At 56.6% G+C, this 21,795-nt stretch carries 19 protein-coding genes; 2 read left to right on the top strand and 17 right to left on the bottom strand.

The annotated features are described in order from the left end of the window. Positions 1-13: 13 nt before the first annotated feature. The 5 genes from ABIE63_RS06265 to ABIE63_RS06245 form a co-directional block, all read right to left on the bottom strand. Positions 14-1,126 carry a GlxA family transcriptional regulator gene (locus tag ABIE63_RS06265; protein ID WP_183415095.1) on the bottom strand — a complete coding sequence of 371 codons (1,113 nt, stop codon included), beginning with the start codon at positions 1,124-1,126 and terminating at the stop codon, positions 14-16. Positions 1,127-1,465: 339 nt separating this feature from the next. After that, positions 1,466-2,458, bottom strand: coding sequence for a glycine betaine/L-proline ABC transporter substrate-binding protein ProX (proX, locus tag ABIE63_RS06260; RefSeq protein WP_221205684.1), 993 nt, complete (start codon positions 2,456-2,458; stop codon positions 1,466-1,468). A 222-nt stretch (positions 2,459-2,680) separates the two neighbouring features. Next, positions 2,681-3,643 (bottom strand): ABC transporter permease subunit, encoded by a 963-nt coding sequence (locus tag ABIE63_RS06255; RefSeq protein ID WP_354503601.1) that lies wholly within the window; start codon positions 3,641-3,643, stop codon positions 2,681-2,683. A 33-nt stretch (positions 3,644-3,676) separates the two neighbouring features. Next, positions 3,677-4,717 carry a glycine betaine/L-proline ABC transporter ATP-binding protein gene (locus ABIE63_RS06250; protein WP_354503600.1) on the bottom strand — a complete coding sequence of 347 codons (1,041 nt, stop codon included), beginning with the start codon at positions 4,715-4,717 and terminating at the stop codon, positions 3,677-3,679. Positions 4,718-4,777: 60 nt separating this feature from the next. After that, a complete protein-coding gene (locus ABIE63_RS06245; RefSeq protein ID WP_354503599.1) occupies positions 4,778-6,307 on the bottom strand; it encodes a trimethylamine methyltransferase family protein in 1,530 nt (509 codons plus the stop codon). Between the two features lie 105 nt (positions 6,308-6,412). On the opposite strand from ABIE63_RS06245, the gene ABIE63_RS06240 reads away from it, so the two are divergent. Then, a complete protein-coding gene (locus tag ABIE63_RS06240; RefSeq protein ID WP_354503598.1) occupies positions 6,413-7,330 on the top strand; it encodes a LysR substrate-binding domain-containing protein in 918 nt (305 codons plus the stop codon). Positions 7,331-7,375: 45 nt separating this feature from the next. On the opposite strand, the gene ABIE63_RS06235 is transcribed toward ABIE63_RS06240, so the two are convergent. The 9 genes from ABIE63_RS06235 to ABIE63_RS06195 all read right to left on the bottom strand — a co-directional run bounded on the left by ABIE63_RS06235 (position 7,376) and on the right by ABIE63_RS06195 (position 17,596). Continuing rightward, the gene (locus ABIE63_RS06235) at positions 7,376-8,524 is read right to left on the bottom strand and encodes a CaiB/BaiF CoA-transferase family protein (RefSeq protein WP_183415089.1); all 1,149 of its coding nucleotides are present in this window, start codon (positions 8,522-8,524) and stop codon (positions 7,376-7,378) included. Between the two features lie 18 nt (positions 8,525-8,542). Then, on the bottom strand, positions 8,543-9,385 hold the full coding sequence (locus ABIE63_RS06230) for a p-hydroxycinnamoyl CoA hydratase/lyase (protein ID WP_354503597.1): 843 nt from the start codon (positions 9,383-9,385) through the stop codon (positions 8,543-8,545). 78 nt (positions 9,386-9,463) lie between these two features. Beyond that, positions 9,464-10,201 (bottom strand): ABC transporter permease, encoded by a 738-nt coding sequence (locus tag ABIE63_RS06225; RefSeq protein ID WP_183415087.1) that lies wholly within the window; start codon positions 10,199-10,201, stop codon positions 9,464-9,466. Then, positions 10,201-10,953 carry an ABC transporter permease gene (locus ABIE63_RS06220; protein ID WP_354503595.1) on the bottom strand — a complete coding sequence of 251 codons (753 nt, stop codon included), beginning with the start codon at positions 10,951-10,953 and terminating at the stop codon, positions 10,201-10,203. The genes ABIE63_RS06225 and ABIE63_RS06220 overlap by 1 nt, the downstream gene beginning before the upstream one ends. Next, entirely contained in the window at positions 10,950-11,780 is an 831-nt protein-coding gene (locus ABIE63_RS06215) for an ABC transporter ATP-binding protein (RefSeq protein ID WP_221205683.1), read from the bottom strand. Before ABIE63_RS06215 ends, ABIE63_RS06220 begins: the two co-directional genes overlap by 4 nt. A gap of 75 nt (positions 11,781-11,855) precedes the next feature. Beyond that, complete coding sequence (locus ABIE63_RS06210; RefSeq protein ID WP_183415085.1) at positions 11,856-12,875, bottom strand: ABC transporter substrate-binding protein; 1,020 nt, start codon at positions 12,873-12,875, stop codon at positions 11,856-11,858. Between the two features lie 322 nt (positions 12,876-13,197). After that, positions 13,198-14,703, bottom strand: coding sequence for an aldehyde dehydrogenase family protein (locus ABIE63_RS06205; protein WP_354503594.1), 1,506 nt, complete (start codon positions 14,701-14,703; stop codon positions 13,198-13,200). A gap of 50 nt (positions 14,704-14,753) precedes the next feature. After that, positions 14,754-16,544 carry an acyl-CoA dehydrogenase gene (locus ABIE63_RS06200; RefSeq protein WP_354503593.1) on the bottom strand — a complete coding sequence of 597 codons (1,791 nt, stop codon included), beginning with the start codon at positions 16,542-16,544 and terminating at the stop codon, positions 14,754-14,756. Between the two features lie 80 nt (positions 16,545-16,624). Beyond that, a complete protein-coding gene (locus ABIE63_RS06195; protein WP_354503592.1) occupies positions 16,625-17,596 on the bottom strand; it encodes a 2OG-Fe(II) oxygenase family protein in 972 nt (323 codons plus the stop codon). A 223-nt stretch (positions 17,597-17,819) separates the two neighbouring features. Between ABIE63_RS06195 and ABIE63_RS06190 the strand changes: the two genes are divergently transcribed. Continuing rightward, entirely contained in the window at positions 17,820-18,512 is a 693-nt protein-coding gene (locus ABIE63_RS06190; protein WP_183415081.1) for a GntR family transcriptional regulator, read from the top strand. On the opposite strand, the gene ABIE63_RS06185 is transcribed toward ABIE63_RS06190, so the two are convergent. Genes ABIE63_RS06185 through ABIE63_RS06175 form a run of 3 tightly spaced genes read right to left on the bottom strand, consistent with a single transcriptional unit; the run spans position 18,500 to position 21,788 of the window. Next, on the bottom strand, positions 18,500-19,744 hold the full coding sequence (locus ABIE63_RS06185) for a M20 family metallo-hydrolase (protein ID WP_354503591.1): 1,245 nt from the start codon (positions 19,742-19,744) through the stop codon (positions 18,500-18,502). The two genes, ABIE63_RS06190 and ABIE63_RS06185, sit on opposite strands and share 13 nt — an antisense overlap. Continuing rightward, positions 19,741-20,622 (bottom strand): alpha/beta hydrolase, encoded by an 882-nt coding sequence (locus ABIE63_RS06180; RefSeq protein ID WP_354503590.1) that lies wholly within the window; start codon positions 20,620-20,622, stop codon positions 19,741-19,743. Before ABIE63_RS06180 ends, ABIE63_RS06185 begins: the two co-directional genes overlap by 4 nt. 29 nt (positions 20,623-20,651) lie before the next feature. After that, a complete protein-coding gene (locus ABIE63_RS06175) occupies positions 20,652-21,788 on the bottom strand; it encodes a pyridoxal phosphate-dependent aminotransferase (RefSeq protein ID WP_354503589.1) in 1,137 nt (378 codons plus the stop codon). Positions 21,789-21,795: the final 7 nt, after the last annotated feature.

Below are 21,795 nucleotides of genomic sequence, written 5' to 3'. Positions count from 1 at the left end.
AATCAGCTGGCGCTCAACTGCGAGCGTATTCACCATGCGATCGGCTGCGCCTGATTGAATTCGGTGAGAAGCCGAACTCGTTGACGAAGCTGTGTCCGAAATGCGACGGCGATACGAAGCCCGCAGCATAGGCGACCTCGGTAACCGACATGTTGCCGCTCATCAACAGACTATAAGCCGTTTGCAGCCTAATCTCGCGGTAAACTTTCTGTGGCGGCTTTCCGAGATAAGAGCGAAAAAGCCGCTCCATCTGGCGCCGCGACGTGCCGACACGGCGCGCCAGATCGTCCAGTTGGACCGGGCTTTCGACAGTCTCGTGCATGATCTGGATTGCATCATTCACCTGCCTGCCTCGCGGATGGCCGACAATATAGCTGGCCAGCGGAATCTGATCCGAGGTGTGTAGTGAGTCGACGGAAAAGCGACCTGCAAGCTCCCGTTCCATAACCTGCCCCGGCTCTTCGCGACAAGCCAGCAGGACTTTATTGATTGCCGCCAACGCGCAGGTACCCGCCAAGGACGACACGATGCGCTTGTCCGTGCACAGGAACCGCGCCTTTGCCCGCACTTTTGGAAAAAACTCTCGAAACGCCGGCAGGATGCGCCAATGAACGGCGCAGCTGCGATTGTCCAATAGGCCCGCGCGTGCTGCGAGGAAGGAGGAAGCACCGATCAGACAAAGCTGGGCGCCTTGCCGATTAGCAACTCTCAAATAACTGATTAGTCGTTTGTCCTGATAGGCGGGCCGGTCCTCAGTATCGCCTGGAATGATCACGATATCCGGTTGGTTGCCGGACTCAAAGCCGATGGACTCCACACTTACCGTGCTCACAGAGACCCCACAGCTACTCGCTACGCTACCCGCGCTTTCGGAAATGACCCGCTTGAGAATACGCGGACAACGTTCCGTTGATCCGGCGACAGCAAGGGCTTCCATGACAATTCCGAACTCGGCCAGCGAAAAGCCCGATGGAAGCAGAATATCGACCCGCAACGCCTCGGAGGTCACTCCGCCTCGTTGCGCAATATCGGCACGTTGGGCATCCAATGGACGTTCGCGAGAGTAAGAACAGGGGGCATCCCGGAGATCCATCTCCGCCAAAGCCAGTGCAGCCTGCCCCCTCATGATTTGCCTCCAATGAAAGCCGCTCGTTCAGAATTCTTTGTGCCGATCTGCAAGGTTCACTCTCCAGCTCAGGCTTATTGGGCAAATTGTCTCAAACGACTCTCAGATAATATATTCTTATCATTTCCGTTATAAACGTTGAAAATTGCAGCGGTTATGATAATTCAAACTTACCTATAACCTCAATGAATGGCGGCTCGCCCGCTTGCATCACTGCTTGAAATGAATCCAAGGCCCCTACCGGCGCCAAGTTATGAGTGCAACGAGCGAAGGACTGTACTAGCTGACCGAAAAAACCAGCCGGGACGGTAATGCCCCGGCTGGTTCTCGTCAGGATGCTTAGTTGGTAACTGCTGCCGCCTCAGCAATCCAGGCATCAAACTGGGCCTGGTTCTGCGCGATCCAATCCTTCGCATGACCGAAAATCTGCTCAGGAGCGTCCTCACCTTGGTGTTGGAGGTTGTTCTCAGCACTCACGTCAGCGATGGGAATCTCAAGCAACTCGAACAAACGACGAGCGGCCGGGTTCTCCGCAAGGAACTCGTTGTTCGCCAACACGCGAATGCTGTTGACGCCAAAGCCCGGATTGCGTCCATCCGGCAAGGCCGTATCCGCATTCTCCTGACCCGGCAGTGACGAGAATGGCACGTTCAGCTGCACGACATCATCGCCCGGCTTCAAAATAGAGCCGACCCAAGTCGGGGACCAGGTATAGAAAAAGATCGACTCGCCGCCTTGATAGCGGGTGATCGTATCCGCAATGAGCGCAAAGTAGCTGCCCTGATCGTGGTTGATCGACCCACGCAGATCAAAGGCATCCAGTTGATGCTCAATGACCCGCTCACAACCCCAACCCGGGTTGCAGCCGGTTAGATTGGCTTTCCCATCGCCATTGGTGTCAAACAACGCGGCGATTTTGGGGTCGCTGAACCGACCGATGTTGTCGATCCCATGCTCGTTCGCCGTCTTCTTGTCGATAAAGTAGCCCTGACCTGCCCCCGAAATAAGGTGGCCGACCCTTGTCATTTTCTCATCGCCGCCGGCCTGATCGAAAAATTTCTGGTGAAGAGGGTCCCAATGCCCGGCGGTGTAGTCGGCGTCACCCTGGGCGACGGAAAGATGGATAGCCGGATACTCCGCCTCGAGATGCGGCTTCACTTCGTACCCGAGTTTCTCTAGGGCAATTTGTACCACCGCATGATAGAAAACGTGACCCGACTGACCTGTGGTCATCGGTTGCACGACCTTGCCTTCGCCGGGCATACCGGCGTGCGCGGCGGTGCTGCCGAGCACTAACACGGAAGCAGCGATCGCGGCTGCTCCGAAGAGCATTTCAACTCTCTTCCTCAAGACGAACATTGTCTCTCCCTTTCCTATGATGGCCGACCCATTTGCCTTTCTGACGCAATCGCGGCTTTGGGTCCTGTTAAACCGAAGCTCTTGCCCCGTCCTTTATCGGAATGGAAAGGATTATCTGCTGCTGAAAAGCGGTAAACGGCACAAATCCTATCTATTTGGTTAAGTACTACTTACGTAACACGCGGGATACGCAACCTAGGATGACGCGGCCACCGAGGAATCTTTTCGGAGTGCCTTCGATTTCACGAAACGGCGCAGGAAACCAACCGGGCCAGTTTCATACCAATTGCGCCGGCCCCGGTCTCGTCTGGTTTGTCCAAACCCTTGAGAAATGCGATCAACGACGATCGCGATGAGCACAATTCCAAGCCCGCCGGTGGTCGCCAGAGAAATGTCAAGGCGGCCAATTCCGCGCAAAACCATCTGCCCCAAACCCGTCACCGAGATCATCGAAGCGATGACGCTCATGGCAAGGGACATCATGACTGTCTGGTTTACACCGGTCATGATTGTCGGCAGAGCAAGCGGAAGCTGCACTTTCATCAGTGTTTGGCGGGGGCTGCCTCCGAAAGCCACCGAAGCCTCGACCAAGTCATAACGAACCTGTCTGATACCAAGATTTGTCAGGCGAACGACCGGTGCCAGGGCGTAGATGATAGTCACAATAACACCCGGAACATTGCCAATGCCGAAAAGCATGACGATTGGCACGAGATAAACGAAAGACGGTATCGTCTGCATGAAATCGAGGGCCGGTCTCAGCACCCTGTTGAAGGCGTCGCTGCGGGCCGCGAAGATTCCCAGCGGTATGCCAATTGCGGTGCAAAAAATAACCGACGTCAGCACGATCGCGAGTGTTGTCATGGCGTTGCCCCAAGCACCGATTGATCCAATCAGCGCGAGGCAGAAAACGACCAGAAATCCTATGCGCAGTCCGGCGACCTGCCAGGCGAGCAGGAACAAAGCCGCGATCGTGACTGTTGAGGGTGTTCCTCGCAAACCTTGCTCGAGAGTCGTCAGCACCGCATTGATCGGTTGCTTCATGGCTTGAAAGAAGTCGCGAAACTCGCCAACCACCCACTGCAGCCCGTTTTCGGTCCAGTCCCCCACGGGAAGAAATCCGGTCCCGAACGGGTTTAAAAGATCGAAGTGTTCCATATCAGCCTCCCCACTGTGGCTGGTCAATTCGCCTCAACCGAGACGATCCTTCATCGCTGATAGCAAGGCGACCGGTTCAATTCTGCCGATCACCCCCTCGCCATCGCGCACACCGATCGGACCTTTGGCGATCTGCACCGCATCAATGATTTGATCGAGGTTCGCGGTCGGCAAGACATAGGTCGAAAGTTCCATGTCGTTCGGCGTTGGCGCTACATCGGCCAATCTTGTCATCACGCTTTCGGCGGTTATGAAGCGAACCTGCGACATGGTGCGAACGAATTCGGCAACGTAGTCATTGCTTGGGTTGAGGATGATTTCCTGCGGCGTTCCAAGCTGAACGATCACACCGTCCTTCATGATCGCAACACGATCACCAAGCCTGATGGCCTCTTCCAAGTCATGGGTGATAAAGAGTGTCGTCTTCTTCATGGTTGAAGACAATTCGAGGAACTGGCCCTGCAGCTCATTCCTAATCAAGGGATCGAGCGCGCTGAAGGGTTCGTCCATGAGCAGGATATCGGGATCGGACGCCAAGGCTCTCGCCAAGCCAACGCGCTGCTGCATTCCTCCTGACAACTCGTCTGGATAGTGACTCTCCCAGCCCTGCAGTTTCACTTGCTCAAGCGCTTGAGCAGCAACGGCGCGCCGCTTACGTTTGCCTACGCCCTGCACTTCAAGGCCATAGGCCACATTGTCCTGAATGGTGCGATGCGGCCAGAGCGCCATGTGTTGGAAAACCATGCCGATGGTCTTCGACCGCAGCCGCGCAATGCCCGCCCGGTCCAACAACGAGATATCGACGCCACCGACCATGATTTTCCCGGCAGTCGGATCAATCAGCCGGTTTACATGCCGAAGCAGTGTTGATTTACCGCTCCCCGAAAGACCCATGATGCAAAACAGTTCGCCACGACGAATCTGCAGCGAGGCGTTCGACACGCCAATGACGCTGTTAAAGCGCTGCTGCGCCTCTTCCTTGCCCAATCCTTCACTACGAATTGCTTGTAGCGCAGCTTCCGGATTTGGACCGAATATCTTCCAAACCCCCTCGCATTCAATTTGCCAGTCCATCAAACCTCCTCGCTAAGTCTATCCCTCCCAACGTAGAATACACGGGGGCACCTGCGGCACTCATTCGTACCCGTCGGGTATTTCCGTTCTGCGCTTTCCGATGAACTCTTGAAGGGCTTCGTCCACGGCCTCGTCGATTGGTGGCGGACTGTAGTCATTTAGCGTGTTTCGAGCAATGTCCGTGGCCCGTTGCAGCGCGTCGCGCTGACCCTCCTCTTCCCATTGCTCGTATGTGCTCAGATCTGCCGTCTGCGGCGAGTAGAAGGCTGTTTCATAATGGGCCAGTGTATGGCCGCAGCCCAGAAAATGCCCCCCGGCCCCCACTTCGGAAATGGCATCCAAGGCAAAATCGTCTTCTGTCAGGGAAACCCCACTGGCCAATCGCTGGAGAACGGTCAACTGATCCGCGTCCAGCATGAACTTAGCGTAAGATGCTGAAAGCCCGCTCTCCAGCCATCCCGCCGAGTGCAAGAAGAAGTTGCCGCCTGCGAGAATTGCCGGAAGCATGGTTTGTGCTGACTCGTAGGCGGCCTGGGTGTCGACCGCTTTGGAACCGTTGCGCATGCCGCCTGTGCGCATCGGCACACCATACTTTCTTGCGAGCTGTCCGGTCAGGAAGGTCAGCACCTGCGTTTCCGAGGTACCGTACATCGGCGCGCCCGTACGCATCGAAACCGTCGAGAGTGTCGCGCCGTAGATTACGGGAGCGCCCGGCCGAATGATTTGAGCATAGGCGATGCCGGCCAGCGCTTCGGCGTTCAACTGTGCAAAGGCGCCTGCCGTCGTGACGGGCGTGTTGGCGCCTTGCATGATGAACGGACTGATAAGACAGGCCTGATTTGCGGCGGCATAGACCCGTATGACAGACAGCATTGTCTCATCCCACACCAACGGTGAATTACAGTTGGTCAGCGACGTCATTACGGTGTTTTGCTCCAGGAACTCCTTGCCGAAGAGAATCTCGCACATGGCCACGCAGTCGGCTGCGCGGGCCGGCGACGTCACGCCGCCCATGAAGGGTTTATCCGATAGCGTCATATGGGCGTAGAGCATATCGAGGTGACGGCTGGCAACCGGAACGTCCGTCGGTTCGCATACCGTCCCACCCGAGACATTCAGCGACGGCACCATATAGGCCAGCTTTACGAAATTCCGAAAATCCTCAAGGCAGGCATAACGCCGCTCACCGGAAAGGTCACGGACGTAGGGAGAGCCGTAGATCGGCGCAAAGGCCATACCGCGCCCACCGATCTTCACCGATCTGCGTGGGTTCCTGGCATGGTGTATGTATTCGCCGGGCGCCTTGCTCACGAGGTCGAGCAGAAGCGTGCGGTCAATGCGAACATTAGCGCCCTTCACATCGGCGCCAACGCGCCGCCAATCCGCCAAGGCGATTTCGTCGCGAAACTCTATCCCCTGATTTTCCAGGATCTGCATCGAGTTCTCGTGGATCAACTCGACACTTTCCTCGGGCACCAAGTCATAGGTGGGGATGCGTCTGTCCGAGATGGAGGTCAGAATACCTGGCGCACGGCTGGCCGAGCCCCGTTGCCGCCTGCTTTCTCGAAGACTGACCCGCTTGCCGCTCATATTCAATTCCTGACGTTCGTTGCCCAACCATAACGCCCGACGTTAGAAAGCAAGGGCCTTAGCCGCAACTTGTGAAATCCTGAACGGCAGCGTAAGTTGAGCTTTATGCAAAGACTCCGATTTAAGCTCCCTCCGCCGAATTACCTGATCACGTTCGAAGCAGCAGCGCGACACTTGAGCTTTACGCGGGCCGCTGAGGAACTGAACGTTACGCGCGTGGCTGTGAGCCAACAGATAAAAGCGCTGGAAAGCTATCTGGGCGTGCTTTTGTTTTTGCGCCTTCACCGGACTCTTCGCTTGACGCGGGCCGGGGAACGCTATTTTGAGACCGTATCTTTTGCGCTTGAGCGCATCCTTAAAGGCACCAACGAGATCCGCCGCGAGGATTCCAAGAACACCATTACTATTACATCAAGTGCCGGCTTCTCATCGCTTTGGTTGCTACCGAAGATTGGGCAGTTCAGGCAGGAGCATCCCGAAATCGAAATGCGGTTCCTGGTCTCCGATACGGATCTCAATCTGACAAATGAAGGCGTCGATGTCGCGATCCGCTACGGCGCCGTCGAGGCTGTGGGCCTCGACCTCACCTTTTTGGTGCAAGAGTATATTTTTCCCACAGCGGCCAAGGTCTTCGCAGAGAAGCTGCCGCCGATCAATCATCCGGCCGAACTCCTAGCGCTCCCACTTATCCATTTAGAAGGCAAGTACGACATTCAGACTACCTGGCTGCATTGGTTCAAAGAGCAGGGCGTGAAAGTGGATAAACTGCCCAGGGGGATCACGGTCAACACCTACAACAACGTTGTTCAAACCGCCCTTGATGGACAGGGGGTGGCCTTGATAGGCCCGCCCCTGATGCAACGCTATTTGAACGATGGCAGCTTGGTCCGCATCATTGATGCGCCCCCGATCAAGCGCAGAGCGTTCTTTCTCGCGGTGCCGAAGGAGCACGAGCCATCTCATGCAACCAAGCTGTTCAATGCCTGGATTATTGAGCAGTTCTCGAAGCGAGAGGGCCAGTAACAGGCGACGCTTTATGGGCGTGAACTTGGCGGGGCGCCTGATGTTCTAGGAAACAGGATCGAAGCCGAACTCCCGCATCAGTTCTTCTGTGTGTTCTCCCAATGTGGGGGGAGCCATCATCGGCTGGTCATCCCGTTGACCATCAAACCGGACAGGTCGCCTCAAGATCGTCAGTTCGCCCTGCAGTTTATGTGTAACTTTGGCGAAGCTATCGAGGTGCTGCACCTGCGGGTCTTCGAAGACCTCCGGAATGCTGTTGACCGGCGTGAAGGGTACGTCGTAGCGCTCCAGGCGCTCCATCCAGTAGATCCTAGCCTGACCGGCAACCGATTGTCCGACCTTCTCGAGAATCATATCGTAGTGTTCGACACGACCGGCCAGGGTCAGGCACGACGGATGCTCGATCAACTCCGGCAACTCAACTGCTTTGGCGAAGCGCTCCCAGAACTTCTGCTGGGAAGCCATATGAACAGCGATAATCTTCCCGTCACTGCAGCGGAATGCATATGCTTGCGAGTTGCGGACGCGAAGATAGGCATCGGCTATCTCGCCGTTTTGTGTCAAGTAAGCGAAAGGCTCCGGCATGAAGGCCATTGTCGCATCAAGCATATTGACGTCGACCCGCCGGGCCTTGCCCGTCCGCTCTCGCTCAAGCAGCGCCGACAGAATGCCATAGCAGGCGTACTGTCCCGTCACGTTGTCAGAAATCGTCGTTCCCGCAAGGCGCGGCTTTTCCTGATCGAGGAATTGGCTCGACATACCGCTTAGCCCTTGGGCTATAGCGTCGTAACAGGGGCGCGCTGCATAAGGCCCGTCTTTTCCGAACCCTGTTATCGAACAGCGAATCAAGGCAGGATTCAGCTCCTTCAATCGCGCGTCGCTGAAGCCCAATCGTTCCAGGACACCAGGCCGGAAGTTCTCGATCAAAACATCGCTTTTGACCACGAGGCGTTCGAGAAATCGCCGGCCGGATTCCGATTTTAGCGAAACGGCGGCACTGCGCTTGTTGCGGTTGTAAGTGCAGAACTGCGCGCTGTAGGTTCCACCGCCGTAACCGCGAAAGGGATCCCCGCCTTCGGGATTCTCGATTTTAATCACCTCAGCCCCCAGATCAGCCAAAAGCATCCCTGTAAGCGGGCCGGTGATCATGGTCGAAAGCTCAACGACACGGAATCCTTCCAACGGACCGGGCATGTCTATCTCCTTTGATCGCTATTCTTCGCCGCGCTCAGCGCGCATCTTGAACGAGCCATAGACGGGCCGGTAACTCTTGTCGTCGAGAAACTGTTTGAGACCCGTCTTGTAGGAGTCCTCCGTGTCGCCCACACGGATGGCATTTTTCTTTTCCTGCATGTACTCCGCCGCCTGCGTGAAGTCCATTTGGCGCACGTGTCGGATCGCCTGCTTGGTGCCGCGCAAGGCCGCTGGGCTTTTCGACATCAGTTTTTCAGCAAGCTTTAAGGTCTCTTCCTGCACCTTCCCATTGGGAACCGCGCGGGTGATCAAGCCAATCCTTTCGGCTTCCTTGCCATCGAAGGGCTCGCCCAAGCAGGCGTGATAGAGCGCGTGCCGCGGCAATACTGTGTCCACCAGCGCCTTGCTAACCATGCCGCCTGGCAGAATGCCCCAGTTCACTTCGGAAAGCGAAAAGACCGTATCGAAACCGGCTATCGCAAAATCGGTCGCAAGCATGTGTGTGAAAGCACCGCCAACGCAGTAGCCCTCCACCATCGCAATGGTAGGTTTGTCGTACATATAGAGCTTTTCCCACTGCCAACGGTTGGAAATAAGCCTAATGCGCTTTGCCTCGGAGGGATTATCCTCAAGCCCGCGGAAATATTCCTTGAGGTCCTGTCCGGCCGAAAAGACGCCATCGGCTCCAGCGATCACCACAACCTTGACATTCGGATCGGCCTCAAGCTCATCCAGCGTGTCGTGCATTTCGAGATGCAAACCCGGGTTCATGGCGTTTTTCTTCTTTGGCCTATTGAGGTAGGTCCAGGCAATTCCATCCTTGATATCGACCTTAACGAATTTCCGCTCTGGCGCGCTCATCTTTCAACATCTCCTTCGTGCAAATTATTTGCGGGGCAATCCTCCGCAACCATCGCCATCGGCCATTTCCATTGGGCGCTATCGCCACCAAACCAGATGGCGATCTGTCAGGACCAAAAGGCCGTAAATCAACATGCTCGCGGCGGAGGCGACGACCACAGCCGCCCACACCTTCAAAAACTCAATCTGCTGCGTGGATTCATAGATGATTCGCCCGAGCCCCTCGTAAGCGCCCAGCATCTCCGCGACGATGGCAATGATCATGCTGCGAACCACGGCCACACGAAGGCCGGTGATGATGGCAGGCAGCGCTGCGGGCAAGCGCAGCATCCAAACAATCCGCAGCGGCCCAGCGCCAAAGCTGCGGAAGAGATCGATCGCGGAGCGGTCGATTGCCTTCAAACCCTGGAGTGCATTCACAAAAACGGAGAACCCCGCGGCGAGCATGACCATTGCTATTTTTGATCCTGAACCCATGCCAAACCAGACCAGGCTGAGAGGAACATACGCGACGACCGGAACGGAATTGATGGCAACGATGACCGGCTTGAAGATGCGTTCAAGAAGCGGCACGAGTGTCATTGCCACCGCCAAGGCAACAGCCACCAGCGATCCAGCCACATATCCAATGCCAGCGACTTTGAGTGTTGCCGCAAGGCCGCGCATCAGCGACGGGAAGAAATCCCAAACCGCGCCCAGAATGCTGGCAATGGGCGGTAGGATAAACGGGGGAATTTCAAACAGCCTGATTGCTGCTTCCCAGACACAAGCGATGGTCAGTATGCCAAACACCAGGTAGCCTGCGCGCTCCAGCATTACAGCTCACCCCCCCACCACACGTAACGCCGACCGACCCAGGCGATCACGCCATAGAGGCCCGTTCCGAGCAGCCCGCAGGACACGATGATCGACCAAAGCCTCACCATGTTCTCGGCATACATGGCCTGTACCAGCATAACACCCAGGCCGACCGTATCGCCGAACCACTCGCCCACGATGGCACCAATCAGACTAAGGCTTACGCCCAACAAAAGAGCCGCCATGATGGTCGGAAGCGCGAATGGCAAGCGCAGGGTCCAGAAGATGCGCCAGGTGGTCGCACCGAAGCTTCTGAAGAGATCAACGCGTTGCTGGTCCACCGATAGCAATCCGCGGTGCGTATTCACTGTCACCGGAAAGAAGGTCAGGTAAAACGCGATCATGACTTTCGACATTATCCCATTGCCGAACCAGATCACGACCAAGGCACCAAATGCGATTACCGGTATTGTTTGCGAGACAACAAACAAAGGAAAAAACATTTTCTCGAAGATGCGCACCTCGGCGAAAATCGCCCCCATCGCGAAGCCGAACAAGGCACCGAGAACAAACCCGAGTAAGGTTTCCAGTAAGGTTCGCAAGAACCCTCGAACTAGCACATCGCCACTACCAACCATGTCCGAAAGGATGGCGGATACGGGCGGAATCACCTGAAATGGGGTGGCGTAGTATCGCGCCAGAATCTCCCACAGGATGAGAGCGGCGCACAAAGCGGCCAAGGGTTGGCATTTCACCTGCCATTCCGTCATGTCTCAGAGTCCTCGGAAAGGAATGACTTGATGCTTTCCTCCTCGATCGCCTCGAGCAATTCGGCCTTTATGTCTAAAAACTCCGGCGACGTGGTCATCTTCGGATCACGTGGGCGCGGCAGTTTGATTTCCTTGCTAAGCTTTATTCGTCCGGGCCGCGAGGTCATCACCACCACCCGGTCCCCCAGAAATATGGCCTCATCGACATCGTGGGTGATGAACAGAATGGACCGACGGTGTTTTTGCCAGATATCCAAAAGCCACCGCTGCATGATCATGCGCGTAAGCGCATCCAGCGCGCCAAACGGCTCGTCCAACAGCAAGAGCTCGCGCTCAAACAAGAACGTGCGCATCAAAGCGACTCGCTGACGCATTCCGCCCGAAAGTTGGTGCGGATAGTGGTTCTCAAATCCGCTCAGGCCGAAATCCTGGAACATGGCCTGCGCCCGCTTCCGGGCATCGCTCCGGCGCACATTTTCGACTTCCAAAGCGATTGTTGCGTTGTCGATGATGCGACGCCAGGGAAGCAGGAGATCCCGTTGCGGCATGAATGACACCGCTCCCAGCAGATCTCGGCCCTGTCGGGGCTCGCCCTTAAACCGTATACCACTTCCTGCATCGGCATCCAGCAGGCCCGCGACTATGTTGAACAGGGTGCTTTTGCCGCAACCGCTTGGCCCCACCAGGGTGACGAACTCTCCCGACTTGACGGCAAGATCGACCCCCTCGACGGCGACGACCTTTCTGCCGCCGCCGTCGAAGGTCTTGGATACACCTTCCAACTGGATGATAGGCCGGTCTTGAGATTCGGAGGTAGCACTAGCCAACGGATTAACCTCTGCGCAAAAGATGAGTGTAACCCAACCCGGAAGTTTCCAAGGGTGGTGTGTGCTACCGGCCGATCAGGGCTTCTTGTAGGCTGCGGGAACCGCATCCCAAAAAGAAGTGTTTATCGACTCGGCAAGCGTGACGCTCTCCGGCAACTCTCCATTTTCAATCAGGAACTCCCGTACACCTTCGAGCTTCTCGACGTCGAGAACGGCAATACCGTCTGTCGTGCCTCTATCGGCCACGACAAGCTTGTTCAGCTCTTCCAGCATGGCTGTCTGGTGTGGACGCTCCAGGCTCGGCGCCGCCGCCATGAGAATGTCGATCGCTTCGGCCGGGTTTTCGTAAGCGTACTTCCATCCACGGATCGAAGCATTGAGGAACCCCTGGACGGTCTCGGGGCGCTCCTTGATCATCGTCTCATTCGTGATGATTGTGTCGCTTGGGAAGCTCACGCCGTAATCTTCAGCCTGAAAAACCTCAACCTCCACACCACGATTTCTTAGAACGTTCAACTCGTTAAACAGCATGACTGTTGCCACATCCACCTGCTTGTCGATGAAGGGCGCCAGTGAAACCGCCTGCGGAATGACGTTGACTTCGTCTTTACTTACGCCTTCCTTCGACAAAACGGCGAACAGTGTGTTCTGCGCACCGGTGAAGAACGTAGAAACGGTCTTTCCCTTGAAGTCTTTGGGCGAGCCTATCCCCGCGCCCTTGTGCGCGACGTAGGCGGACGGGGTCCGCTGAAGCATCATGCCGATACCGATGACAGGCAAGCCCTTGGCGCGGCTTTTCAACATGTTTTCCGCCCCGCCGGCTACTGCGAAGTTCTCCGCACCAGCAGCCACCATAGATTCGCCGTTCAGATTCGGGCCCCCGGGGTTGATCGTCATGTCGAGCCCCTCTTCTTCATAGAAGCCCTTCGCTTTGGCGACATAGAATCCGATGAACTGCGCTTGTGTTAGCCACTTGAGGCGCATGGACACCTGCTCTAGAGCCATGGCTTGACCGGTGCTAATGACTATGACAGCGGCCGCCAGGGCCCCACCGATGGCACCACCGAGGTAACCCTTGAATTTTTCTAGCGTCAAAACTCGCATCTCCCACTCTCCCTTTTTAAGCGCTTTCTAATGATCTCCGGCGCTAAGCCTCCCTGTCTTCGGGCCCAGGTGGAGAACCCTCAAAAGAGCCAGCGTCCGGTCGCTTACCCGGGCCCCAGCGAGTATCCGGCGCCCCCTGCAATGCGCCCATTCCACAAAGGGAATCCCTCTCGGGCACATTGCGAAAACATTCTACGCAGCTCGGATGTCCAGAACAACGATTAAATTACACAAATAGATCAAAACTGCATACAACAAGAAAATCGCATGCGATTTCCCCCGGCACCCGCGTTCGCCTACCACCTTCAGGAGATCAGCCGTAGCGCGCGCCTCCGGCAAACCAATCATCGAAATTCGGAGCCGTTCTGACAATCACGCTACGCTTACGCATCCGACTCTTCAGGGCGTCCCAGCCATTCTCCTTCCCAAGCCCACTGTCTTGAAAACCACCCCAAATGGATCGCGGATCATTCTTGTGATGATCGTTGATCCAGATCACACCGGCACGCACAGCCGACGCCAAGCGATGAGCCCTGCCGACATCGCGCGTCCAGATACCTGCTCCAAGGCCGAACGGGCTGTTATTGGCAAACTGAACGGCTTCCTCCTCGGACTTGACCGGCGTTACCGAAACCACCGGACCGAATACCTCTTCTTGGAACAAGCGCATTTCAGGCCGGACATCGGCAAAAACAGTCGGCTCAACAAAATTCCCCGAATCGAAAGGCGCCGCCAAAACCGGCTTACCGCCTCCTGTAACCAGCCGTGCTCCCTCCGCCAATGCAGTGGCGATGTGTTCGTGGCAACGCGCCGCCGAGGCTTGAGAGATAACCGGCCCCATATCGGTTTCCGTCTGACTGGGGTCGCCTACCCGTATCGCCTCCGCCCGCTTTTTCAAGGAAGCGACGAACGCTTCGTATATTTTGTCCGAGACCAGAAACCGCGTGCCGGAAACGCAGGTTTGGCCCGATGCAACAAAAGCCGCAAACAGCGCACCCGCAGTGGCCTCTTCCAACGGCACGTCGTCCCAAATGACGATCGGGGCCTTGCCCCCCAGCTCCAGCATTGCCGGTATCAGGCGCTCGGCGGCAATAGCCGCCACCTTCCGGCCGGTCGCCGTGCCGCCCGTCAGGTCGACCATCCCAACGTCGGGAGCCCTGCAGATCGCCGCGCCGGTTGCACCTTCCCCGGTTACGACATTGACGACGCCTGGTGGAAAGCCAGCCTCACGGCACCAGTCGGCAAGGATAAGTGCGGACACCGGAGCCAACTCAGAGGGCTTTATGAGGCAGGTGTTTCCTGCAGCCAGTGCGGCCGACATCTTTTTCACGAGGATCAGGATCGGGTGATTCCACGACGTCAGTAGCGCTGCGACCCCGATCGGCTCGTAGTGAGTGAGTGTCACGAACCCTCCCTTGACCCTGTTGGACTCGCCCTCGAGGCCCTGTGCGATGGCGGCAAAATACTCAAGCCATTCGGGAATTCGACCCATCTGCGCACGCATCTCTCGTATCGCGCGGCCAGTGACCAGGGACTCCAAGGCTGCCAGGTCGTCCATTCTTGCCCTCATAATCCCGGCTAGGACGACCATGAGGCGCGCGCGCTCGGCGGCGTCCAACGATGCCCAGACGGCAAACCCCTCCCGCGCCGCAGCCGCAGCCGCGGCCACATCCTCTTCCTCGGCAGCCGGCACCTCGGCAAGCACCTCCTGCGTGGCGGGGTTTCGAACAAGGATCTTGCTACGGCCACGTGCCTTGCGCCATTGACCGCCGTAATGCAGAGAGTTAGCAGGCACGGTCTTTAGAAGTGAATCCGACATCTTTTTAGGGTCCTGTTATCCAAGGTTTGTGAGTGCACCGACTATGGAGGTTAAAACTCATCGGCCGACAACTGCATGAGATCGGAGGCACCAGCCATCGCGCGCCCGTTCAGCAAACGCGTCTCTGGAAGCATGCGACGGAAAAAGAACCGGCCAAGCGTCAGCTTTGCCCGCCAAAAGTCGAGGTTGCCACGCCCTTGCGTCAATTCCCTTTGGGCTATCACCATCATCCTCATCCACATCCACCCCATTGCAACCAAGGCGAAAAGGCGGAGGAAGTCCGTTGAGCCGCCGGCTGCCTCGACAACGTCCCCTCTTGTATGATCGCGCATCCAGCCGGCAGCCTGGTGAAGGTCTTCCAGTGCTCTGGCCAGCGTGTTGGATTCATACGAAAAGACAGCGTCCTGACGAGCCGCGCTGATTGATTCTTCGATGATGCCAAAGAATGATGACAGAGGCCGCCCCTCCTGGAGATCAAGCTTTCGACGCACTAAATCGAGCGCTTGAATCCCGTTGGTACCTTCGTAGATTCGGGTAATGCGGACATCACGCAAGAATTGCTCCACACCACTATCCTGCACATACCCATAACCGCCGAAACACTGGATAGCCATGTCTGCCGCTTCGCACCCGGCATCCGTGAAATAGGCTTTGATGACAGGTGTCAGTAAGGCAACGAGGCCATCCGCTTTTGCCCGCTCATCCTCGTTTTCTAGCCTCTTTGAAAGATCAATTTGCAGGGCGACCCAAAGACCAAGCGCTCTAGCCCCTTCGGTAAAGGCCCGCATCGATAACAACATCCGCCGAACATCGGGGTGCTCGATTATCGCGACTGGCTCATCGCTTTGGCTGTTGCCCGGCAATAAAGACCTGCCCTGCCGTCGCTCACGGGCATAAGCGGCGGCGTTCTGATAGGCAACCTCGGCAATACTCAGACCCTGGAGCGCCACCCCCATGCGCGCGTCGTTGACCATCGTGAACATGGCCGAGATTCCCTGGTTGCGTTCACCAAGAAGGAAACCGGAGGCTGCCTCGTAATTGATCACTCCCGTCGGCGCCGCCCGCAGCCCCATCTTGTGTTCGAGCGAACTGCAAAAAACGCCATTGCGCGTTCCGGGTTCGCCGTTCTCATCAGCCAAATACTTGGGAACGATGAAAAGGCTCAAGCCACGTGTGCCAGCAGGTGCATCGGGTAGGCGGGCAAGAACGAGGTTGACGATATTCTCCGACAGATCGTGCTCGGCATTGGTGATGAAGGTCTTACTGCCGTAAAGACGGTACGTGCCGTCATCCTGTGGAATTGCCTTGGTCTTGATCAGACGCAGGTCGGACCCTGCCTGTGATTCGGTCAGGTGCATCGCGCCCGTCCAATGACCCGCGGCGAGCTTTGGAAGATAGATTTGCTTTTGCGCCGCATCGCCATGCGCATAGATGGCGGCGAAAACAGCCTCGCTCAATTCTACATATCCGCTAAAGGCCATGTTGGCGCCGGAGAGCATTTCATAGAAAGCTTCGGCGAGCACCCCCGGAAGCCCCTGCCCACCGTAGGTCGGGTCCGATGCCAAACCTATCCAGCCGCCTTCAGCAAGAACCTTGTACGCGCGCCTGAAACCTTCCGGAGTTGTCACCCTCCCATCGTCAAAACGGCAGCCTTCCAGGTCTCCTGACTGATTGAGCGGCTGAATCACCTCTTCGCAAATCTTCGCGCCACCGTTTAGAAGCGCACTCAAATCGTCGCTGCCAAATTCACCGAATCCTTCCAAGTTCGCGTAATCGGCGATGTTCAGAACATGCTCAAGGACAAACCGGATATCGGTGGTTGGCGCTTTGTAAATCGGCATAACTTTACTATTGAACCTTCTTATCTTGCATTCCGGGGAGCCCCGAACAGCATTGAATCGAGAACCCTCGCCACCGAGCCCTAAACTGTTTTCGCGCGATGATAATTGGCGTCGAGCCGGCCGGTGAAATAATCGATGAAGCGGATCGGTTCATACTTCGACACGCCAGTTTCTCTAAAGGCGGGAAAACAATCGATAACAGCTTCCAAATTTGGATCGAAAAAATAGGCTATCGAATAGCGGTCCCGGTCCGCGGACTTGTTGATCACGCGATGGGGCGTTGATCTGAAAACATCGTTGGTCCAACGTGCGAAGATATCGCCGATGTTGACCACAAATGCATTCGGGCGATAAGGCACGGGGAACCATTTCCCCCGGTCACCCTCAACCTCAAGCCCACCAACATTATCTTGTAGAAGCAGCGTCAAGAACCCGTAGTCGGTATGCGGGTGGCTGCCAAAGGCTTCTTCTCCACCTTTTGCAGGGTTCGGCGGGTAATGATTCAAACGAAGGGCCGTCGATGGCGGATTGAAATACTGTTGCAGAAATGTCGGGTCCTGCCCTATGGCAACCGAAAACGCGGGCAAGAGCCGCAACCCAAGATCTCTCAACATAAAGTCGTATCGGCTAATCGCCGTTTTGAACCCCGGGTCTGCTGGCCATTGGTTAGGCCCCTGAAGCGGCCGCCCCTCAAGACGGTCGGGATGGTCCGCAGCAACCTCGTGCCGCAGGAAAAAAGATTCCATCAGGTTTGGTGCGCTCGCCGGTTTATAGCGCGATGAGGCCTTTAGTTGGGCGCCGCCAAACCCAAGATACCCGCGATGCCATCGGTTGTAGGCGATCTGCTGCTTTATCGGCAATGGCTGTGCATGAAACTTTCGATTGGCTTCGAAGGCGGCGGTGACCGATACCGCGTCAATTCCATGCCCCTCCAGATAGAAGAACCCGGCGTCCTGGCAGGCCGAGCGGATTGCAGCGGCTGTGTCCTGTAAACCTCGATCTCCTGAACATGCCCCGAGCCGCTCGATGTCTATGACCGGCAAGTTAGTCATTACCTCAACTCCCCCATCGTCCCACCCTTTAGAAAGACCGGTTGCCTTTCCGCCGCAAGCGTCAATGGCTGCATTCTCCCATTTCTCGTGTTATGAACGACAAGGGTCGCGAACGAACCGCCCCAATAGATCAACAGCACTGACTTTATTTTACATACAATTTCAGTAATTGTGTATACTATTTTGACAGTACGGTAATCTTGTGGCGCGGAAAAGGCAGAGCATGAAAACGAAATCGGCAACAAGAGCGGACGATCTCCGCCATATTCTTGAACAACAGATTCTATCTGGCGAGTTGGCGCCGGGCGTGCGACTCGATGAACAGACGCTTGCGGTTCGACATAATGTCTCCCGCACCCCCGTGCGCGAAGCTCTTCGGCAACTCGCGTCGTCGGGTTTGGTGGATATGCGATCACGTCACACCCCCACGGTCGCATCTTTGACCTTGCCAAAACTGATTCAGATGTTCGAAGTCATGGCTGAACTCGAGGGGCTTTGCGCCCGCCTCGCTACTCGCCGTATGACGAGTCCGCAACGCAAGCGTTTGCAGGAAATTCATGACCGTTTGATCGTGGCCCTCGATAACGACGAGCCCGAAGCATTTTACGAGATCAATCGCGAGTTTCATGAGTTGATCTATGAAGCTTCGGAGAGCGAATTCCTGGCGGAGCAAACCAATCAACTGCGCAACCGTGTCGGCCCCTACAGGCGGCATGTGACGTACCGTCCAGGGCGCATGGTGGCTACAATCCATGAGCACCAATTGGTCATCAACGCGATTCTCTCTGGAGATGCCGACGGTGCGGCCCGTGCTATGCGAGATCATGTCAATCTGCTTGGTGAGAATTTGACTGATTTCATCGCCACTTTGCCCCCGGAAGTCGCAACGCCATCAAAGGCAAGTCAGGCCGGATGACCGAGGGCGAGGCCATACAAGACGTCCGCCAAGACCTTGGCGCCATCGGCAAGCGCCGCAGGTGAAGCCCATTCATCCTCCCGGTGGCTGACGCCATCTCGGCAAGGCACAAAAATCATGCCGGTTTCGGCGATCTGGTGAAGGTAGCGGGCGTCATGTCCCGCGCTTGATGCCAACCGCATCGACGGGATACCCAAAGCATCGGCGGCCGCGCTTATGCGATCTTGCATGGCTTGCGGGAAGCTGAGCGAAGCCGCCCGGCTCAGTTCCTCCAGCACGATACGGCAAGGCCCCGGTCGCTCCTGACAGAGCTCTTCTATCTTCGCACCGCAAGCCACCAGCACTTCTTGTTCTGGATGTCTTAGGTCGATTGAGAACACCACCGAACTCGGCACCACTGAAGGTGCATTCGGTCGGACAGTGAAAGCGCCTATGGTGAACCGCACGCGGTCCTCTGGATCGTGCAACGCATGCCGGAGCTCCTGCACCAGATCGATGGCGGCGAACAAAGCATCCTTGCGTTCAGCTTCAAGAGCCGTGCCCGCATGAGCTTCCTCCCCCTCCACGGTCACCCGGTAGGTGTGTTTGCCTTGGATCCCTGTCACGATGCCAACCGTTAGTCCCTCCCGTTCCAAGATCGGGCCCTGCTCTATATGTGCTTCGAGGTAGGCGGAGATCGATCGCCTTAAAGGATATTCGGGAAACCCGGGCATCGACGCCAGCGCAGTCTTCACGGAGATGCCCATGTCATCTTGAACGGCCAGAATATCGTTGAGGCCGCGCGCGCCGGCAAAGGCTGCGGAGCCCATCATTCCAGGCGCGAAACGTGAACCTTCCTCGTTCATCCAGGCAACGACTTCGATGGTATGCCTGGGCTGTTGTCCTGCCTCCAGAACGGCCTGCACCGCTTCGAGGCCGGCCACAACGCCGTAAGCACCGTCAAACCTTCCACCTGTTGGTTGGCTATCAATGTGGGAGCCGGTCAGGATTGGAAGTGCGTCGGGATCGCTCCCCTCCAGAACAAGGAAAATATTTCCTGCCGGATCGGATCTTGTGCTGAGCCCCAGATCTTTTGCCCAGGCCGCCAGTTGTAGGCGCGCGCGCGCATCCTGCTCGGACAATGCCTGCCGATTGACGCCGCCACCGGGCGTGGCACCGATTTCTGCAAGCTGTTCGAGACGGTGCCAAATGCGGGCCTCGTCCACAAAAGCGGCTGGACCTACAATCATCATGAGGTTTTCATGATCTCCGAGGGGAGCGCCCGAGCGTCGCGAACACCCCACCGGCCCGCCTCCACTTGCGCCAAGAACTCCGACAGCATTCGATTGAAAAGCTCCGGCTCCTCAAGATTGAGGGTATGGCCGGTTTTTGGCGCTATAAACAGGCCGCTGCTCGGTACGGTCTTCTTCAGAAAAATGCCCGGCTGAAGGCAGTGGTCGTCCTCGTCGCCGACCATAACAAGCGTGGGAACCGTCATCACCTTTAGCCTATCTTCCAGGTCGTAGATCGAAGGTCTGCGCGCCTGTACGCCGCGCATGGTGTTCGCCGAGCCCAGTGCCGAATGCTGCCCCAGTTCCTCGGCAAACTGCCGCCAGCCGCGCGGGTCCTTGTTTTGAAACTGAACGCGGGAAGCGCCAAGCGAATAGGTCTTTGCAAACTCCTTACTTCCTTGCACCTCGAACTGCCGCGCTACATCCAGCGACACGTCGCGAAAATAGGCTTCAAACTCCTTCTCGGCGCCATATCCAGCACCCGCGACAACAATCGAGTGCGCCCGATCCGGGTGGTCCAACCCAAAATGAAGAGCCGAAAAGCCACCCATCGAGAGACCTACGACATGTGCCTTCTCGATAGCTGCGGCATCCATCACGGCGATGATGTCATCGACCGCCCGTTTCTGCGAATAATCGGTGAAATCGGCAGGCACGTCAGAGGGTGGATAGCCACGGGCGGCGAAGGTGACGCAGCGGTGCCGCCGCGCGAAAAATCGCATCTGTGGCTCCCAACTGCGATGGTCGCCACCGAATTCATGGACAAAAACAATGGCGCTGCCTTTGCCGGATTCTTCGTAATAAAGCTTGACCTGATCGTCTGTTACGGCGGCACTCATGACGGCTCCTCACAGATGTGACACGGATATCAGAAAAGCTGATCGGTAGCGTTGACACCGCGCGCGGTCTCTATCATCTCCGGCAAGAGCGCGCAGAATTCATCGATCCAAGATTCCGGCACCGTGGTGCTAACCTTGATGAATCGGTCGCCAAAACGCGGTGTGTGATAGCGCCCCTGCCGGATCATGATTCCACGCTGTTGGTATGCATGAACCAGCGCTTCGGGAGCGATGCCCAGATCGGCGCATTCGATAACCAGAAAATTTCCGTTCGAGGGATAAACCGGTAAGGATAAACCGTCTATACCCGCTACCGTATCCGCGATTGCTTGCTGATTACGGCGCTGAATGGACTGCACTGTCGCCATCCATTCATTCTTCACTGCAAGGCCGGCAAGTGCGCCACGCTGCGCCACCATGCTGCCTCCCAGCGTGGTCGGTGACAGTTCAGCGAGGAATTCAATAATATCCAAGGAGGAAACCAAAGCGCCGACCCGCATTCCGGCCAACCCCAGCCATTTTGAGAAGCTATAGCTCGTAACGCTACGCTCAGGATAGAACCGGGCCGCGAGGGTGTGCGAATAAGCGAAGTCGCGGTATGTGCAGTCGTGCAGAAAAATTGCGCCAACCTTGCGCGCGATTGTGCAGAAAGCCTTGATCTCCCCTTCCGTATAGCAGATGCCCAGTGGGTTGTTGGGGTCGACGATGTAGATGATCGACGTCTTTTCATCGACAGCGTCTTCGAGCATCGCCGGGGTTAGCCGATAGGCATTCTCAGCGCTATAGATTGGGATCTCGCGCACCTCAGCGCCCGCTTGCCTGGCAAATTGCATCGGCCACTTCCAGCCGGGATCGGTGGTCACGAAGTTCGTTCCTGGTTTGCAAAACGCGCGACAGACGAGAAACAAACCGCCAACGGCACCGTCGGTGATCAACGCCGACGCGTCACCACCTAGGCCAAGGTCGGCCACCACGGCTTTGCGGAGCGCTTCCAAGCCAGCTGGAGGCGCATAGGCGTGAAAGCTCTCGGTTTCCACCGCTTCGATCATCGCCTTGCGCACGGCTGGATGCATAGGAACATGGTTGGTATTCTGACCAAGCCACTTCAGTTGAGGATCGGCAAGCAACCCATCGAAGTACGCGTTCTTCTTTTCAAAATCTCTCATGATGAAA

This window comes from Limibacillus sp. MBR-115, from assembly GCF_040549425.1.
In the GTDB taxonomy this organism is placed as follows: Bacteria; Pseudomonadota; Alphaproteobacteria; order Kiloniellales; family CECT-8803; genus Limibacillus; species Limibacillus halophilus.
The sequence above is the reverse complement of the archived record's forward strand: the minus strand, read 5'-3'. Positions and strand labels throughout refer to the sequence as shown.

Bases quoted from the DNA above. Each gene is read 5' to 3' on its own strand.
- ABIE63_RS06265 (WP_183415095.1), bottom strand. From the start codon at position 1,126: ATGAGGGGGCAGGCTGCACTGGCTTTGGCGGAGATGGATCTCCGGGAT.
- proX (WP_221205684.1), bottom strand. From the start codon at position 2,458: ATGCTCTTCGGAGCAGCCGCGATCGCTGCTTCCGTGTTAGTGCTCGGC.
- ABIE63_RS06255 (WP_354503601.1), bottom strand. From the start codon at position 3,643: ATGGAACACTTCGATCTTTTAAACCCGTTCGGGACCGGATTTCTTCCC.
- ABIE63_RS06250 (WP_354503600.1), bottom strand. From the start codon at position 4,717: ATGGACTGGCAAATTGAATGCGAGGGGGTTTGGAAGATATTCGGTCCA.
- ABIE63_RS06245 (WP_354503599.1), bottom strand. From the start codon at position 6,307: ATGAGCGGCAAGCGGGTCAGTCTTCGAGAAAGCAGGCGGCAACGGGGC.
- ABIE63_RS06240 (WP_354503598.1), top strand. From the start codon at position 6,413: ATGCAAAGACTCCGATTTAAGCTCCCTCCGCCGAATTACCTGATCACG.
- ABIE63_RS06235 (WP_183415089.1), bottom strand. From the start codon at position 8,524: ATGCCCGGTCCGTTGGAAGGATTCCGTGTCGTTGAGCTTTCGACCATG.
- ABIE63_RS06230 (WP_354503597.1), bottom strand. From the start codon at position 9,385: ATGAGCGCGCCAGAGCGGAAATTCGTTAAGGTCGATATCAAGGATGGA.
- ABIE63_RS06225 (WP_183415087.1), bottom strand. From the start codon at position 10,201: ATGCTGGAGCGCGCAGGCTACCTGGTGTTTGGCATACTGACCATCGCT.
- ABIE63_RS06220 (WP_354503595.1), bottom strand. From the start codon at position 10,953: ATGACGGAATGGCAGGTGAAATGCCAACCCTTGGCCGCTTTGTGCGCC.
- ABIE63_RS06205 (WP_354503594.1), bottom strand. From the start codon at position 14,703: ATGTCGGATTCACTTCTAAAGACCGTGCCTGCTAACTCTCTGCATTAC.
- ABIE63_RS06200 (WP_354503593.1), bottom strand. From the start codon at position 16,544: ATGCCGATTTACAAAGCGCCAACCACCGATATCCGGTTTGTCCTTGAG.
- ABIE63_RS06195 (WP_354503592.1), bottom strand. From the start codon at position 17,596: ATGACTAACTTGCCGGTCATAGACATCGAGCGGCTCGGGGCATGTTCA.
- ABIE63_RS06190 (WP_183415081.1), top strand. From the start codon at position 17,820: ATGAAAACGAAATCGGCAACAAGAGCGGACGATCTCCGCCATATTCTT.
- ABIE63_RS06185 (WP_354503591.1), bottom strand. From the start codon at position 19,744: ATGATGATTGTAGGTCCAGCCGCTTTTGTGGACGAGGCCCGCATTTGG.
- ABIE63_RS06180 (WP_354503590.1), bottom strand. From the start codon at position 20,622: ATGAGTGCCGCCGTAACAGACGATCAGGTCAAGCTTTATTACGAAGAA.
- ABIE63_RS06175 (WP_354503589.1), bottom strand. From the start codon at position 21,788: ATGAGAGATTTTGAAAAGAAGAACGCGTACTTCGATGGGTTGCTTGCC.